The organism is Geotalea sp. SG265 (genome assembly GCF_022808985.1).
GTDB lineage: Bacteria > Desulfobacterota > Desulfuromonadia > Geobacterales > Geobacteraceae > Geotalea.
Window position 1 is genome coordinate 79358 of sequence record NZ_JAKZFT010000012.1, and the last position, 17293, is coordinate 96650.

Here is a 17293-nt window from a genome sequence, read left to right on the forward strand (position 1 = left end):
CCATCTAAACAAATTGAAAACAATGGAGGTCCTACCTTGGGCACTTCTGCATGTGCGCGTGGAGCGCTGCTCCTTGTGCTGGCCTGTTTCACATTTTCAGCCACCGTGGGGGCGGCGGAGCCACTGTCGCTTTCCCGGATCATCGACTATTCCCTGCGTCATAACGGCGAACTTGGCGCCTTTCGGGAAGAGAAAGGCATCCGTGATGCGGCCCTGGTCAGGGCCGGGCTTTTTCCCAATCCAAGTCTCGAAGTGGAAGCGGCTAGCGGAGCCCTGACCGAGAGCAGCGCAGAAAACAGCGTTTCCTTGGGAGTTTCCCAGGAATTTCTCCTGGCAGATAAACGCCGAAAACGGCAGAACGTTGCCGAACGTGAGCTGGAGATCTACAGCCTGCAGCTGGCCGACCGGGAACGGACAATTCGGGAAGAGGTGAAGATGGCATTCTATGCTGCCATTCTGGCAAAAAAGCGAGTCGAGCTGACCGAGCAGGTGGTTCTGCTCAACCGGCAACTTCTCCATGTGGCGGGGGAACGTTTGGCTGCCGGAGACATCCCGGAACTGGAACTGAACCTGGTCAAGGTTGAACTGAATCGTGCCGAGGCCGACAAAATCACAGCGGCAAACGCTCTGCACCAAAGGGAGGCGAGCCTTGCCATACTCATGGGATTGCCCCCGGGAGCACCCGTGGCCATAGCCGGTGAATTCGCCGGTGGGCCTGGGGTGGGGACACCCGCAGAGCTGCTGACTCGGGTCTACAACAACCGACCGGACCTGAAGGCCCTAGAAGCTGAGAAAAGCAGGGGTGATGCAGAGATTGCCCTGGCCGGCGCAGAGGGGATACCCAACGTCACGGCGGCTTTGACCTTTAGCCGTGAGAGAACGGCATTGGACGTGGGAAGCGAAGAGGTTACGGACACCGATTACCTGGTGGGAGTGAGGCTTTCCGTGCCCATTCCCATTTTCGACCGGAACGGGGCCGGAGTCCGGGAGGCCCGAGCCAGGCGAAACAGCGCAGAGACAAGGTTATCGGCCGCAAAACGAAGCATCGAGCGGGAGTTTTCCGCGGCCTACGCCGGCTATGAGAACAGCGAGCGGATTCTCTCCATCTACAAAACCGAGATCATTCCCCAACTGGAGGAAAACCTGAAACTGAGCCAGGAAGCCTACCGTCTCGGCGAGATCGGCATCCTGGAGGTGATTCAGGAACAGAAAAAATTTTTCGAGGTCAGCGACGGTCACCTGACGGCGCTCCATGATCGCCAGACGGCCCTGGTGAAACTGGAAGCAGTTACCGCGTCGGAACTTACCGGAGGTGAGAAGTGAAGAAAAAGGCATTGGTTATCGGGCTGATTGTGGCCGTGGCTGCAGCCGGCATCTACTACGGCACAAGCTGGAACAAAAGCGGAACAGAACAAGGAGAAAACAAGGAAACGGCCCACAGGGAGGCCGCTGGAGACCATGGCGAGCATGAAGGGGAGAAGGGTGGAGGTGAAGGCCACGACGGACATGGCGAAGAAGGGAAGGTCAAAATGCCTGCCGAGGTGCAAAAGCAAAACGGCGTGGTGGTCGCCCCGGCGAAAAAGCAGCGGCTCAATGGTGTTGTTAGCGCCACCGGCAAGATAGAGGCCAATGCCGACAGGATCGCCCACGTTTCGCCGCGCATACCGGGCAAGATCGTCACCGTCAGGTCTTCCCTAGGGGACAGTGTCGCCGCTGGCCAGGTGCTGGCAATCATCGACAGCGTCGAGCTCGGCGAGGCATTGAGCCGCTATCGCCAATCGAAAACCAAACTGGCCCTGGCCCAATCCAACATGGAGCGGATCAAGGCACTGGTGGAGAAAAAGATCGCGGCGCGCAAGGATATCCTCCTGGCCGAAACCGATTACAAAACCGCCCAGACCGAACTGCACGCGGACGAAGAGCGGCTTTCGCTCTACGGGGTCAACCTCGCAGAACAAAAAGGCGACAGTCATAAAAAACCGCTCCTGCCTGTGCGCTCCCCCATTTCGGGAGTAATCACCGAAAAGCATGCCATTGTCGGCGAACTGGCCGATCCCTCGAAAAGTCTCTACACCGTCGCCGACCTCTCTTCCATCTGGGTGTTGGTGGACATCAACGAAAAGGACTTGGCAAAGATCCAGCGCGGCCAAGGGGCAGCAGTCAGCGTAGGCGCCTTTCCCGACCTGAAGCTGAAAGGGCGGATCACCCACATTGCCGATCTGGTGGACCCCAACACCCGCACAGTCAAGGCGCGTGTCGAGGTGCCGAATTCTGGCCGCAAACTGAAACCGGAAATGTTCGCCACCGTGGATCTGAGCATCGCTGCCGATGCACCGCCGGTACTGGCGGTGCCGGAAGAGGCCATACAGGAACTGGACGGGAAAAAGGTGGTCTTTGTCCCAGAGGAGGAAACCGAATTCGTCCCCCGCCCGGTGGAGACCGGGCGGACGGCAGGCGGACTGGTAGAGATCGTGGCCGGCCTCAAAGAGGGTGAGAAATTCGCCGTCAAGGGTGCCTTTATCCTGAAATCGGAACTGAAGAAGGGGGAGATGAAGGACGAGCATGGCCACTGATGAATAGTCCGAGGTGTAAGGCTTAGGACTGAAGGACGTTTCCTCCTCAGTCTTCAGCCTTCAGCCCTCAGTCTTCAGCCTAACCGGAGGATTTTATGCTTGAAAAACTAATTGCCTTTACCTTGCGGCAGAAGGGAATGATCATCTTCCTGGCTCTGCTGATCGTGGTTTTCGGCTTGTATGCCTACGCCAAACTGCCCATTGACGCCTTTCCAGATGTGACGAACATCCAGGTGGAGGTGGTCAGCCACGCCCACGGCCTTTCGGCCATCGAGATCGAGCGCAACGTCACCTATCCCATAGAGACTGCCATGCGCGGACTTCCGGGGATCGAGCAACTGCGTTCAGTGACCAAGTTCGGCCTCTCCATCGTCACCATCGTCTTCAAGGACGATGTGGATATTTACTTCGCCAGACAGCTGGTTTTCGAACGGCTGGCCGAGGCGCGGGAGAAGGTCCCCAAGGGGGTCGAGGTGGCCATGGGGCCCATCGGCACGGCCATGGGGGAGATCTATCAATACACCTTGGAAGGGAAGGTGCCCGATGACCCCCAGCAGAAGATCGCCTATCTCACCAACCTGCGCACCATCCAGGAGTGGATCGTTGCGCCGCAGTTGAAAAGCATTGCCGGGGTCAACGAGATCAACTCCTACGGTGGCTACTTTAAGCAATACCAGGTGCTGGTGTCGCCGGAAAAGCTGGTCAAATACGGCGTCACGGTGGAAAACGTTCACGATGCCGTCGCAGGCAACAACGAGAACGTGGGGGGGAACCTCCTTGAGCGGGGCGCGGACCAGTACATCGTCCGGGGGGTGGGGCTGATCAAGAATCTGGATGACGTCGGCAACATCGTTCTCAAGTCGTCAGGGGGGACCCCCACCTACATCCGCGACGTGGCCCAGGTCAAGGTGGGAGAGGCGGTGCGCATGGGCGCGTCCGTCAAGGACGGCAAGGACGAATGCGTCGGCGGCATCGTCATGATGCTCCGCGGAGAGAACAGCCGGGAGGTGGTCCGGCGGGTTGCGGAGAAGGTAAAAGAGATCAACGAAAACAACATTCTGCCCGAGGGAATCAGGGTCGTTCCCTACTATGACCGCAGCCACATGGTGAAGGCGAGCGTCGGTACGGTCAATAAGGCCCTTGTGGAGGGCTCCATCCTCGTCCTGATCGTGCTCTACCTGCTGCTCAACAGCATACGGGGCAGCATCGTCGTCCTCATCGCCCTGCCCCTCTCCCTTCTCGCCACCTTCATTGTCATGAAGCTTACTGGCATTTCGGCAAACCTCATGTCCCTGGGGGGGCTGGCCATCTCCATCGGCATGATCATCGACACCACCATCATTCAGGTGGAGAACGTCCAGCGCCATTTGAGCGAAGCGGCAGAAGGCCGATCCAAACTGCAGACGGTGCTGAAAGCGGTGATGGAGGTGCGTAAGCCGAGTATCTTCGGCGAATTGATCATTGCTGTCACCTTCATTCCGATCCTTGCCCTGGAAGGGATCGAGGGGAAAATGTTCGGGCCGCTGGCCGTAACGGTGGCCATTGCACTGCTGTCGTCCCTGTTTCTCTCCATCTTCATCATCCCGGTACTCTGCAAGCTTATCCTCAAGCCGCACCCGGAAAAGGAAAGCTTCATCATGGGGCACGCCCACCGGCTTTACCGGCCGATGCTCGACTATGCCATGGGCAAAAAAAGGGTGGTGCTGGGAACGGCTGGCGCCCTGCTGATCGTCTCACTATTGATGGTGACCCGGCTGGGGACGGAATTCATTCCTATCTTGGACGAGGGTTCATTCGACATGGACGTGAGCATGCTGCCGGGGGTATCCCTGGAAAAGGCCCTGGAGGTGAACAAGCGGGCTGCGGCAAAGCTGATGGAGTTCCCTGAGCTGGAAACGGTGGTGGGACGGACCGGGCAGACCGGCGTCGCCCTGGACACCCGTGGCTCGGACAAGACGGGCTACGTGGGGATATTCAAGCCCAAGAGCGAATGGAAACGGGACATCTCCAAGGAGGAACTGACCAATGGGATGCGCGAGGCGCTGGAATCCATTGCCGGGATCTCGGTGGGGTTCAGCCAGCCGGTCCAGTGCCGCATCGACGAGCTGGTGGCGGGCACCAGGGCGCAGTTGATCGTCAAGCTGTTCGGCGAGGACATGACGACGCTCAACGGCAAATCGGCGGAAATTGCCCGGGTGCTTTCCAAGATCAAGGGGGGGATCGACCTCAATGCGGAAAAAGTTGCGGGGCAGCCCTACCTGACCATTGATATTGACCGGTCGAAGATTGCCCGCTATGGTTTGAACATCAGCGACGTGCAGAAGGTCATCGAGATTGCCGTAGCCGGAAAGGCGGCTTCGGAGCTTTACGAGGAGAACCGCAGCTTCCCCATCATGGTTCGCCTGCCCGAGGAGAAGCGCAATTCCCTCGACGGGATCAAAAACCTGCTGATTACCACCAAAACCGGCGTCAACGTCCCCCTGGAACAGCTGGCCGAGGTGAAAATGGTGGAGGGGCCGGTGCAGATCAGCCGCCAGGACGGGGTGCGGCGCATCGGCATTGAGATGAACATTACTGGCCGCGACATGGGGAGTTTCGTCACCGAGGCCAAGGAGAAGATCCGCTCCCAGGTCAAGCTCCCCCCTGGCTACTATCTCACCTGGGGAGGCCAATTCGAGAACCAGCAGCGGGCCATGAAAAAGCTGATGATTATCGGACCGGTGGCCGTCGCCCTCATCCTGCTGCTGCTCTACATAACCTTCCGCTCAATCCGCCTGGCGCTGCTGGTCATATGCAATCTCCCCTTCGCCCTGATCGGGGGTGTTTTTGCCCTCTTCATCTCCGGCCAGTACCTGTCCGTGCCCGCATCGGTTGGATTCGTCGTTCTCTTCGGGGTGGCGGTACTGAACGGCCTGGTGCTGGTATCCCGCATTGCCCAGCTGCGTGAGGAGGGACTCGACCTGCAGGAGGCCATCAAGCAAGGGGCGGCGGACCGCTTGCGGCCGGTGCTGATGACGGCATCCATTGCCATCTTCAGCCTTATCCCCATGCTTATGGCCGGAGGCACAGGATCGGAAATCCAGAAACCGCTGGCGACTGTCGTCGTGGGTGGCTTGATCACCTCGACCCTGCTGACCCTGCTGATCATTCCATCGGTCTACGGCTGGTTCGAGAAGAGAGCTGAAAAAACCGAAGTGTAATTTCACGTTTCCAGCGCTGCAGAAAAGGGGTTGCCGGCACATGTCGGCAACCCCTTTTGTTTGTTCGGTGATCGTCCGGCTGCTTATCAATGGCAGTCGGAGGTCTTGCAGCAACAGCAGGCAATCCCCTTTGCCTTCAGGAATGCCTCTTTCCCCTCTCTTGCCGCAAACCAGGCGATGATGAGCGAGCCGATGGCGTCGAGACTTCCCACCCCGGTCAATTCGAACCCGGCACTTGCGGCCAGCAGGGCAACGGAGAGGTAGAGGCAGGCCCTTGAACAGGCGGCATCGGCGAGAATGGCCGATGAATCGAGGGCGACGCCTACCTTCGTTTTATAGTGGATCAGTAGCCACATGAACGATATGGACACCAGGGAAACGATGATCCCCCACAGGGTTGAGTTGGGCCTGTGCCCCTGGTAGAGCGATAAACCTGCGGAAATGACCAGTCCTGTTGCCAGGAGATAGAACGAACCCCCCGTAATCCGCAGGGCTTGCCGCTCGAACTCGTCGGTGGTCGCACCGCTGTTCAGTCTGATCCGCCGCACCATGTGCCAGATGCCGACCCCGGAAATTACCTCGACAAAGGAATCCACGCCGAAGCCGAACAGGGAAAGGGTTTCATCGGCGGCACCGAACCAGACGGAGACGCATCCTTCGATGATGTTGTAGAGTATGGTGAACAGGGCTAGAAGATTGGCCATGTCATAGAGTTTCTGGCGCGAAAGGTCGTTCATCGGCTCTCCTTGGTGGGAATCAATGTCATGGAAGATATCGATTTTTTCTGCTACTGTAAAGCTGAACCGTTTCCCTTCGGCCTTTCTTGCGTATTTATTTCCCGGTTGTACACTTGCCCCATGCAATGTTGTTTCAGAAGGAGGCACCACCATGTCCCCATGGAAGAAAGCCACCATTGCTGCCGCTGCCCTTTGCTCCCTGCTGGTCCTGATCATTGCCTTTGTCCTTCCAGGCATCGTCCGCAGCCAAGCCATAAATAAGGTGGAGGCGCTGACCGGAAGAAAGCTTGCCATCCGCCATGTGTCCATCAACCCTCTGACGTTGCGGGTCGGCATCGAGGGGTTGCAGATGCAGGAACCTGGAGGAAAGGTGACATTCGTTTCCTTCAGCAGCGCCTCCGCCCGGTTGAGCCCCGCCTCCCTCTGGCGCCGGGCACCCATCGTCACCGATATCCGGCTGGTTTCCCCCTATCTGCACCTCGTCAGGACTGCAGCCAACAGTTATAATTTTTCCGATATTCCAGAGCGACTGCCGAAAAACGAGAAAAAATCCGACTCTCCCGCTTATTTCTCCCTCAACAATATCACCGTCAGCGGCGGCTCCATCGATTTCGACGACCGTGCCGCAAAAGCGCCGAAAATGCATACCCTGCGCAAGGTGAACATTGCCGTGCCGTTCATCAGCAATATTCCCTACCTGGTGGACAAGTACGTCCAGCCCCGCTTTGCCGCCCAGGTCAACGGTGCCTCATTGGACCTGAGAGGGCGGCTAAAACCGTTCCAGAAGGGGATGGAGACGCTGCTGGACGTTAATCTGACGGACCTGGATATACCTTACTATGCCGCCTACCTTCCCGCCCAGCTGCCGGTGGCGGTAAGTTCGGGAAAATTTTCATCCAAACTTGTCGTTTCCTACCGGGTGACGCCGGACAAGAAGCCGGTGATAGCGGTTTCCGGAGATGCAGCCGTGGCGCGGCTGGCCCTTGCCGAAAAAAAGGGGGGGGAACTGCTGGCTTTTGATCGCCTGGCAGTCAGGATCAACCAGGCGGACCTGATGGGGGGGAGTTACGACCTTGCCGCAGTCACCCTTGACCGGCCGTTGGTTACCCTGTTGCGGACGGCAGATGGACGCTGGCCGAACCAGCGCATCATGCCAGCGGCCGCTCCGCCGAAAGGTGAAAAAGCCGAGAAGCCGGCAGAAAAGAAGCCGGCGCCGTTGGTGCGCATTGGCGAGATCCGACTGAATAGCGGAACGGTGCGGGTTGACGACCGGCTGCCCACCGGTGGATTCCGCACCGAAATCCGTGACCTGACTGCCCTGGTGACGGGTCTTGCCACCAGGGGCGAGGAGACGGCCGATTACGAACTCTCTTTTTCAACGGCTAGGGGGGAACGCCTGGAACTTTCCGGCGACATGGCCCTGGAGGCCATGGAAGGATCGGCCCTGCTCAGTGTTTCCGATGTTCCCCTTGAAGCCTATTATCCCTACCTGGCGGACCGGCTGACGTCTCCGGTAAGCGGCAGGGCAGATCTCAACGCCGAGGCGACGTGGTCGAAAGAAGACGGGTTCGTTATCGACGATTTTGGGCTGAAGCTGCGGGGCCTGAGGGCCAGTTTCGGCAAGGGGGACGGCGCGCGCGTCGCAGAGGCGGTTCTGGCGGGAGGGAAGTTCGACCTGAAGAAGAAGACGGCTGCGCTGGACTCCATTGCGCTGCTCGGCGCCAAGGTCTTCGTCACTCGCGATGCCGGCGGGAAGCTTTCGCTTCTTTCCCTGCTGCGGGAGAGTAAGCCTGATCCGACCAATGCCAAACCGGCCGGGACAGCGGCAAAAGAATCGCCTTTTCACTATAAGATAGCATCGATCACAGGTAAGGGGATCGATGCCTCCTTCCGGGACGAGAGCCGGGACTCCGCCCCCCGCTTCCAATTCCGGGGGATCGAATTCGCCGCGAACAATATCAGCGACCTGCTCAAGGCATCGATCCCTGTTCGCCTCAACGCCTCCTACGGCAGTGATGCCAAGCTTGCCCTGAAAGGAGCCGTCATCCGGGAACCGTTTCGCTACCGGGGCAACATTCAGGTGCGAAACCTGCCCATCGCCGATTTCAGCCCCTACCTCCCCGAGGATCTCAATCTCTACCTGGCGGACGGCAACCTGGACCTGACGGCGACCCTGGACCTGGCCAAGGGGGAGGAATTAACCGGCAGCTTCGCCGGCAGCGCCGGTCTGCGGAATCTCTACCTTCTCGATACGGTGGACACGGACGACCTGCTCAAATGGGAAAGCCTGCATGTCGAAGAGGTGCGGGGCACGCTCAAACCACTGACGATAAATATCGGTGGCATTTCGCTCAACAGGTTCCTGGCCAGGCTGGTGGTTGACCGGGATGGGACCATCAACCTGAAAAAAATCAAGTCGGCACCGACCGGCGCAGTCGCTGAGGCCAATGCCAGAACGGCGCCCGCTCCAGCCGCTGTTGCGCCCACCCCGGTAACGCCGTCAGTGGCGAACGTCAAAGCGGCACCGCCGCAGATCCGTATCGATACGGTCACCCTCCAGGAGGGAACGGTTGCCTTTCTCGACCGGCACACCCCCCAGGAGTTCGGCACCACCATGTACAACCTGGGAGGAAGGATCAGCGGCCTCTCTTCGGAGGATTTCCGCTATGCGGACCTGGACCTGCGCGGCAATCTGGACAATCATTCGCCGCTGCGCATCACCGGCAAGATCAACCCCCTTTCCAGGGACCTCTTTGCCGACATCAAGGTCCGTTTCACCGACATCGAGCTGAGCCCGGTCACTCCCTATGCCGGTACCTATCTGGGCTATGAGATTGATAAAGGGAAGCTCTTTCTCGATCTCAGCTACAAGATCGAAAAGAAGGCGCTCAATGCCGAGAACAAGGTCTTCATCGACCAGTTCACCTTCGGCAAGGGGGTGGAGAGCGGGAAGGCGACGAAACTTCCGGTCCGGCTCGCCGTCGCCCTGCTCAAGGATCGTCATGGCGAGATTCACCTGGATCTGCCGGTCACAGGACGGACCGACGATCCCGAGTTCAGCGTCTTTCGGCTGGTGTTGAAGGTGCTGAAGAATCTTCTGGTCAAGGCGGCGACGGCGCCCTTCGCTCTGCTCCAATCGGCGTTCGGTGGTGGAGAGGATTTGAGCAGCGTCGTATTTGCCCCCGGATCCCAGAAACTGGCCAATGGGGAGCGGAGCAAAGTGCTTAAGCTGGCTGAGGCGCTCGGACAGCGGCCGGGAGTGAAGCTGGAAATGAGCGCCTATGTGGACAGGGAGAAAGACGCGGAGGGATATCGCAACGAGCTGTTGACAAGGAAGATGAAGGGGGAGAAATTTGCGGCCCTGGTGAAAGAGCGCAAGAATGCCCCGGGAGACACGCCGGAGAAGATGGAGATCCTGCCGGCAGAGCATGACCTGTATCTGAAGGCGGTCTACAAGAAGGAGAAATTTCCCAAGCCGCGCAATGCCTTGGGCTTCGTCAAGGATATCCCTGCTCCGGAGATGAAAAAGTTGATCCTGGCCAACACCGTCATCGGCGAAGCTCAGCTCCAGGCCCTGTCCCGCGAGCGGATCGCCGCCGTTCGTGCCCTGCTCGTCGGCGAAGGAAAGCTGCCGGCAGAAAGGATCTTTGAAAAAGGGGGGGATGTGTCGCAGCCGCAGAAAAAGGAGGGGCAGCCGGCGAGCAGGGTCGAATTCGGCGTATCTGTTCAATGAAGTAAAAAAAGTTGCTTCCAGGTCTAATAAAGCATTGTTCTCCGTCGATAAGTGTCTATGTGAAGCAGCAGCTGATCGGAGGGAAGCCATGGAATGGATCTGGAACAGGTATCTGAATTTTTCGATCAAGGTCAGGCTGGCGACGCTTTGCCTCTGCTACAGCGCTTGTATCGTCGCCACCGGAATTGCCGCCCAATCGGGCTCACTGCTGGTCAAGTACGGCTCGATGCTGCTCTTTATCACGCTCGGCGGCATCTTCGGCTGGATCAACATCTGGTCGATCAACAGGCCGATCCAGCGGTCCATAAACTATCTGCAGACCATGGCAAGTGGTGACCTGAGCCAGGAGATACGGGTCCTGCGCAAGAACGAGTTCAGCAAGATGCTGACGGCGATGATCGAGTTGCAGAAATCCATACGTGAGATCATCGCGGGGATCAAGGGGACGGCAGGGGAGCTTACCGATGCATCCCGGCTGCTCTCGACCACTTCTGCGGACATCGTTCAGGGAACCGGCGATGCGTCCAGCCAGTCCGACAGTGTCAGCTATGCCGTCGGCGAATTGTCCACGGTTGCCGTCACCATTTCCGGCAGCTGCCAGGAAATGGCCGATAGTGCGGCGGCAACGGAAGCGGCAACGCAAAAAGGGGCGGAGACGGCTGCAAGCATGTCCCAGGTCATGGCGGAGATAGAAAGAATGGTGGTCAGCACCATGGAGGCGGTCAAGGCCCTCGGTGAGAATTCCGAGCGAATCGGCACCATTATCGATGCCATCGAAGATATTGCCGATCAGACCAACCTCCTTGCCCTCAATGCGGCCATCGAGGCGGCCAGGGCTGGAGAGCAGGGGCGGGGATTCGCAGTCGTCGCCGACGAGGTGCGGGGCCTTGCCGAAAGGACCAGCGCTTCCACCAAGGAAATCCAGACGATCATCACCACGCTTCAGGGGGATGTGAAGAACGTGGTGACGCTGATGGATAAAAGCGCTGACAGCGTTCGCACTGGGGCCGAAGATGTGCGTTTCTCCAACCAGGCCATCAGTACCATTGCCGAGCAGATGGCTCCCCTCGTGGCACGGGTCTCCCAGGTGGCGACGGCGGCAGAGGAACAGTCGGCTACCAGCGCCGGCATCACAGAAAGCATGCAGCACATTGCCCGGATCATTCACAGTGCGGCGGCGGGAGCCCACGAAACGGCCAAGGCTGCTGCAGTCCTGGCCGATTCGTCGGCAAACCTGGAACAGATGGTCAATCGCTTCAAGCTGCAGTGACACTCCTCTCAGCCAGCCCCGGATTCCGGGGCTTTTTTTGTTTTTCAAACATTTTCGGGGAAGGCAGTCGTGGCATCGGGAGAGAGTGACGAGCTACAGCGGCGAGCGGACACCCGCCGCATGTGGAGCGAAGGCAATTCGCTTATTCAAGCACTGCGAGCCGTAAGGTGGGCGGCACCGCAAGGTCCGCAGCTGTGGCGACAGAGCGAACGGACGATGTCGCGGCTGCCTGTTGTTTCACAGAATCCCCGGACGAACCTTTTTTTCAATGTTCATGCGCATCAATGGCTTATGCCGAGAAACCTGTTTACAAACGGGTATAATTTTTTTAAATTTGGCCAATTTTATAGCGCCGGAGTCCTCCATGGAAAATCTGAGAAACACTCCTCTCTTGTCGCGACACCAGCAGCTGCATGCCCTGCTTGCCCCGTTCGGTGGCTGGAACATGCCGATCCAGTATGAGGGGATCATTGCCGAGCACCGGTGGTGCCGGGAGCAGGCGAGCCTTTTCGACATCTGCCACATGGGGGAGTTCATTTTCAGGGGTGACATGGAGGAAAGCGGGCTGGAGGATATCTTCACCTTTTCCGTCAAATCGATCCCCATCGGCCGCTCCCGCTACGGCTTCCTCCTCAACGAGAGGGGGGGGATCATCGACGACCTGATCGTCTTCCGTCTCGGTGAGGACGAGGCAATGGTCGTGGTCAATGCTGCCACCAGCGACAACGACTTCGCTGTCATCCGCTCCCGGCTGAAACCGGGCGTTTCCTTTACCGATATTTCGGCGGCTACCGGCAAGCTGGATCTCCAGGGCCCGCTGTCCCGCCAGGTGCTCGTGGAGAAATTCGGCGAGCAGATTGCGGTACTCCCCTACTTCAAATTCATCAGGACCACCCTGCTCGGCGTCGATGCCGTAATCAGCCGCACGGGCTATACGGGGGAACTGGGTTACGAGATTTTCCTCCCGGCGGACAAGGTGGGCGAATTGTGGGACCTGCTGCTTGCCGACCAGCGGGTGAAGCCGGCCGGCCTCGGCGCACGGGACGTGCTCCGCCTGGAGGTCGGCTACAGCCTCTACGGCAGCGACATAGACGAGGCGACGACACCGCTGGAAGCTGGCCTGGGGGCGTTCGTCAACATGGACAAAAAGTTCATCGGCAAGGAAGCCCTACAGAAACAGCAGCGGGAAGGGCTGCAGAAGGTGAAGGCTGCCTTCCAGGTCCATTCGCGCCGTTCGCCGCGGCACCATTACGAGATCTGCTTCGAAGGGGAGGCTGTCGGTACGGTAACGAGCGGCGTTTTTTCCCCCATGCTCGGCTGCGGCATTGGCATCGGTTACGTCCGGCCGGAAATAGCCACACTTGGCGCCCAGATCGCCATCATGCACGACAAGGTGACCATGGACGCCGCCGTTGTGGAGCTTCCCTTTTACAAGGGGGGATCATTGCGCTCTTAGCAGCTGTTTTTGTGAAATAACGTTCGGGAGGATGTCATGGAAATGTACTTCAGCAAGGAGCACGAGTGGGTCAGGATCAAGGACGGCATCGCCAGCGTCGGCATCAGCGAGCATGCTGCCCACGAATTGGGTGACATTACCTTTGTCGAGCTTCCCCAGGTGGGGAAGACGGTCAAGCAGTTCGAGGTTCTCGCGGGCATTGAATCGGTGAAGGCGGCCAGCGACATCTATGCTCCCCTTTCCGGCAAGGTCATCAAGGTTAACGAGGCCCTGGACGGGACACCGGAAATCGTCAACGAGGCGGCCGAAGAGGCGGGGTGGATTGCCTGGCTTGAGCCGACCGATCCCGGCGAGGTGAAGAACCTCATGAGCAGAGAAGAGTACGACACCTATCTGAAAGGGCTTGCCTGATGAGCTACTGTCCCAATACGCCGGAGCAGATCCGGGAGATGCTTGCCGTCATCGGCAAGACCGCCGTGGACGAGCTGTTCGAACCGATTCCCCGGGGATTGCGGGCAAAATCATTCAACCTCCCTGCCGGCGTATCGGAACAGGAACTGCTGGTGCAACTGCAGGAGATGGCGGCCTGTAACCGGCACCTGATCAACTTCATCGGTGGCGGTTATTACGACCATCATATTCCGGCAGTGGTGGATCACCTGACAGGGCGCGCCGAGTTTTACACCGCCTATACCCCCTACCAGCCGGAATGTTCCCAAGGAACGCTGCAGGCGCTTTTCGAGTACCAGACGGCCATCTGCAGGCTGACCGGCATGGAAGTGAGCAATGCCTCCCTTTATGACGGCGGTACCGCCTTGGCAGAGGCGGCCATGATGGCCCTGCGCATCACCGGGCGGAATCGCATCGTCATCGATGCCTCGGTCAATCCCTTTGCCCGGCAGATCGTCACCACCTACATGAAGAATCTGGCGGTCGAGCTGGTGGAAATCCCTACCAGTTCCGGCAGTGCCGACCGCTCGGCCCTGACTGAAGCCCTGACCGATGATGTGGCGGCGGTAATGGTGCAGAATCCCAATTTCTTCGGCTCCATCGAGGATCTGACCGCCATTGCCCATGCTGCCCATGCCAAAGGCGCCCTGCTCGTCACATCCGTCTATCCCATCAGTCTGGGGCTGATCAAGAGCCCTGGCGAGATGGGGGCCGACATCGTCGTCGGCGACGGCCAGAGCCTGGGCAATCCCCTTGCTTTCGGCGGTCCATCCTTTGGCTTCATTGCCACGACGAAGAAATACATCCGCAATCTTCCCGGCCGCATCATCGGCGAGACCATCGACCGGGAAGGGCGCCGCGGCTTCGTTTTGACCCTGCAGGCGCGGGAGCAGCACATCAAGCGGCACAAGGCGACTTCCAATATCTGCAGCAACCAGAGCCTCTGCGCCCTGCGCGGCCTCATCTTTCTTGCCGCCGTCGGTAGGGAGGGGCTGGTGGAGCTGGCCCAACTCAACCGTGACAAGGCGGAATATGCCAAGGATCGGCTCGGTTCCATCAAGGGGGTACGGGTCCTGAACCGGGGTGCCACCTTCAACGAGTTTACCCTGGAACTGCCCAGGGATGCAGCGGAGGTGGTGCATACCCTTTTGGACAAGGGACTCGCCGCCGGTATGCCCCTTGGAGAATATTACGCCGGCATGGCCAATTGCATGGTGGTGACGGTGACGGAAAGACGGTCCAGGGGGGAAATCGACGCACTGGCCGATGCGCTGGAGGCCGCACTATGAATCTAATCTTCGAGAAATCCGTACCTGGAAGGCGCGGGCTGAAGCTTCCCGTCGCCGATGTGCCGAGGGCTGCCGCACTCCCCGAGAACCTGGTGCGCACCGAGCCGGCCCAGCTTCCCGAGGTGAGCGAACTGGACCTGGTTCGCCACTTCACCGGCCTTTCCCGCCGTAACTTCTCCGTTGACGGTAACTTCTACCCCCTCGGCTCCTGCACCATGAAGTACAACGCCAAGGTTACCGAGAATGCCGCGGCACTCTTCGCCGACGTCCATCCCATGACCCCCCTGCTGCCGGAAGGGGAAACCTCGGCCCAGGGGGCATTGTGCCTTATTCTCGGCTTGTCCCGCCTGCTGGCTGAGATAACCGGCATGGACGAGGTGAGCTGTCAGCCCTTGGCCGGCGCCCATGGCGAGATGACCGGCATCATGCTCATTGCCGCCTACCACCGGGCGAAAAGGAACAAGAAAAAATACGTCATCGTCCCCGATTCCTCACACGGCACCAATCCTGCCAGTGCCGCCATGGTCGGCTACGAAATCATCACCATTCCGTCTGCCCCTTACGGGGATATGGACCTGGATGCTTTCCGAGCTGCCATGAACGGAGAGGTGGCAGCGGTCATGCTCACCTGCCCCAATACCCTCGGGCTCTTCAACCCGCACATCAGGGAGATCTGCGACATTGCCCACGAGCACGATGCCCTCATGTACTACGACGGGGCCAACCTCAATGCCATTCTCGGCAAGGTCCGCCCGGGGGACGTGGGCTTCGACGTCATCCATGTGAACCTGCACAAGACCTTCGGTACCCCTCACGGGGGTGGTGGCCCGGGGAGCGGTCCGGTCGGGGTCAAGCGGGAGCTGATACCCTTTCTGCCCGGTCCCCGAATCATCAAGCATGCCGACGGGCGCTGCGGCCTGGAAAAGGGCACTTCCGAGAGCATCGGCAGGGTGGCCAACTTCTACGGCAACTTCGGCGTCATGGCCAGGGCCTATGCCTATATCATTCTCCTTGGAAGGGAAGGCTTGATAGAGGTGAGCGAGCAGGCGGTGCTCAATGCCAATTACATGCTTGCCCGGCTCAGGGAACATTTCGACCTCCCATTCGACCGGACCTGCATGCACGAATGCGTCTTTTCCGCTTCCCGCCAGCTGAAGCACGGGGTACATGCCATCGACATCGCCAAATATCTTATCGACCGCGGCTATCACCCGCCGACTGTCTATTTCCCCCTCAACGTCAAGGAGGCGATCATGATCGAACCGACCGAGACGGAGAGCAAGGAAACCATGGATGCCTTCATCGAGGCGATGATCGAGGCGGCCAACCTGGCAGAAAAGGAGCCGGAAAGGCTTCACGAGGCGCCACGGACGATGCCGGTCGGCCGGCTCGATGAGACCAAGGCGGCGCGGGAACAAAACGTCTGCTTCGGCTGAATGACACCCCCTTCAGGACTAATCCGGAAGGGGGTTTTTTGTCTGTGGGGGTCCAGAAACCTGCCCGCTCCTCCGATGCTTGATACCAAGACTGCGGTATTATCCAGATCTCCATGGGAGGATACATGACCGATACCAGTCGAACCTACCTCGTCACCTGCCCGTCGTGCAAGGCAGAGAACAGAATCCCCGCTGCCAGGGAAGGACAGGCGGGCAGATGCGGCAATTGCCATGCCTTGCTTCCCCCCCTCTATCTGCAACCGGTCCAGCTCACCGACCGGTCCTTCGACTCCTTCGTTTCCACCTATATGGGCCCGATCCTTGCCGAATTCTGGGCACCCTGGTGACCTCACTGCCGCGACTTCGCACCGGTGGTGCGGGAAATCGCCCGGGATTTGGCGGGCAAGGCTGCTGTCGTGCAGATCGATACGGAGGAAAATCGGGCCCTGGCCGCACGCTTTGCCATACAGGGCATACCGGCGCTCTTCATCCTTAAACATGGAAAGAACATCGCCGGGATGAGCGGCGCCCGTCCCAAGCAGACAATCCTGGAATGGGTGCGAAAAAACGCCTTCTGATCCCCTACGAAGCGGCTCCGGACGTTGACATGGAGCGTTTTGAGGCTATCATTACATTTTAATAAATAATTCAAATGAGCAGGTTCAGCCATGCCACTCCCCGCGGACAAAGTATCCGGCCAGACAGACGTCATCTTATCCATGGCACTCTATACAACGGCTGCAGTACTGTTGGTCGGTTTTCTGCTCCTGGCGGCATGGTGGCTGGGGAGCAAGCGACGGACAGTGGTGAAGCAGATCCCTTACGAATCGGGCGTCTTTCCGACCGGAACCGCCCGCCTTGCCTATCCGGTGCCCTTTTACCTGGTGGCCATCTTTTTCATCGTTTTCGATGTGGAAGCAGTCTTCATCTTCACCTGGGGGGTCGCCTGGGACGAGCTGGGCTTTGCCGGACTGATCCACATCACCATCTTCATCGTCATACTTCTCCTTGGGCTTTTCTGGCTCTGGCTCAAGGGTGGACTTGAGTGGGGACCCACAAAAGCGGTTCGAGGTTCTAAGTTCGATGTTCAAGGTTAGAACCTGGAACATAGAACCTAGAACATAGAACTGTTGTGCAGTCAGGAACAGG

General features: G+C 58.9%; 12 protein-coding genes. 11 read left to right on the forward strand and 1 reads right to left on the reverse strand.

All coding sequences use genetic code 11. The features are described from left to right. The first annotated feature begins 36 nt into the window (after positions 1-36). The 3 genes from ML541_RS13970 (at position 37) to ML541_RS13980 (ending at position 5773) form a co-directional block, all read left to right on the forward strand. Positions 37-1323 (forward strand): TolC family protein, encoded by a 1287-nt coding sequence (locus ML541_RS13970; protein ID WP_243373738.1) that lies wholly within the window; start codon positions 37-39, stop codon positions 1321-1323. Beyond that, positions 1320-2573 (forward strand): efflux RND transporter periplasmic adaptor subunit, encoded by a 1254-nt coding sequence (locus tag ML541_RS13975; RefSeq protein WP_243373739.1) that lies wholly within the window; start codon positions 1320-1322, stop codon positions 2571-2573. Before ML541_RS13970 ends, ML541_RS13975 begins: the two co-directional genes overlap by 4 nt. Before the next feature lie 95 nt (positions 2574-2668). Continuing rightward, complete coding sequence (locus ML541_RS13980; RefSeq protein WP_243373740.1) at positions 2669-5773, forward strand: CusA/CzcA family heavy metal efflux RND transporter; 3105 nt, start codon at positions 2669-2671, stop codon at positions 5771-5773. Positions 5774-5859: 86 nt separating this feature from the next. On the opposite strand, the gene ML541_RS13985 is transcribed toward ML541_RS13980, so the two are convergent. After that, on the reverse strand, positions 5860-6510 hold the full coding sequence (locus tag ML541_RS13985) for a cation transporter (protein ID WP_243373741.1): 651 nt from the start codon (positions 6508-6510) through the stop codon (positions 5860-5862). Positions 6511-6661: 151 nt separating this feature from the next. Between ML541_RS13985 and ML541_RS13990 the strand changes: the two genes are divergently transcribed. The 8 genes from ML541_RS13990 (at position 6662) to ML541_RS14025 (ending at position 17241) form a co-directional block, all read left to right on the forward strand. Beyond that, positions 6662-10243 (forward strand): DUF748 domain-containing protein, encoded by a 3582-nt coding sequence (locus ML541_RS13990; protein WP_243373742.1) that lies wholly within the window; start codon positions 6662-6664, stop codon positions 10241-10243. 88 nt (positions 10244-10331) lie between these two features. Continuing rightward, on the forward strand, positions 10332-11513 hold the full coding sequence (locus tag ML541_RS13995; RefSeq protein WP_243373744.1) for a methyl-accepting chemotaxis protein: 1182 nt from the start codon (positions 10332-10334) through the stop codon (positions 11511-11513). Between the two features lie 364 nt (positions 11514-11877). Further along, a complete protein-coding gene (gcvT, locus tag ML541_RS14000) occupies positions 11878-12969 on the forward strand; it encodes a glycine cleavage system aminomethyltransferase GcvT (protein WP_243373746.1) in 1092 nt (363 codons plus the stop codon). Between the two features lie 36 nt (positions 12970-13005). Continuing rightward, complete coding sequence (gcvH, locus tag ML541_RS14005; protein WP_243373747.1) at positions 13006-13380, forward strand: glycine cleavage system protein GcvH; 375 nt, start codon at positions 13006-13008, stop codon at positions 13378-13380. Further along, positions 13380-14708, forward strand: coding sequence for an aminomethyl-transferring glycine dehydrogenase subunit GcvPA (gene gcvPA / locus ML541_RS14010; protein WP_243373749.1), 1329 nt, complete (start codon positions 13380-13382; stop codon positions 14706-14708). Before gcvH ends, gcvPA begins: the two co-directional genes overlap by 1 nt. Next, positions 14705-16144, forward strand: a complete 1440-nt coding sequence (gcvPB, locus tag ML541_RS14015) for an aminomethyl-transferring glycine dehydrogenase subunit GcvPB (RefSeq protein ID WP_243373751.1) — start codon at positions 14705-14707, stop codon at positions 16142-16144. The genes gcvPA and gcvPB overlap by 4 nt, the downstream gene beginning before the upstream one ends. Positions 16145-16269: 125 nt before the next feature. Further along, entirely contained in the window at positions 16270-16722 is a 453-nt protein-coding gene (locus ML541_RS14020; protein ID WP_243373753.1) for a thioredoxin domain-containing protein, read from the forward strand. 90 nt (positions 16723-16812) lie between these two features. Beyond that, entirely contained in the window at positions 16813-17241 is a 429-nt protein-coding gene (locus tag ML541_RS14025) for an NADH-quinone oxidoreductase subunit A (RefSeq protein WP_243373755.1), read from the forward strand. Positions 17242-17293 lie beyond the last annotated feature (52 nt).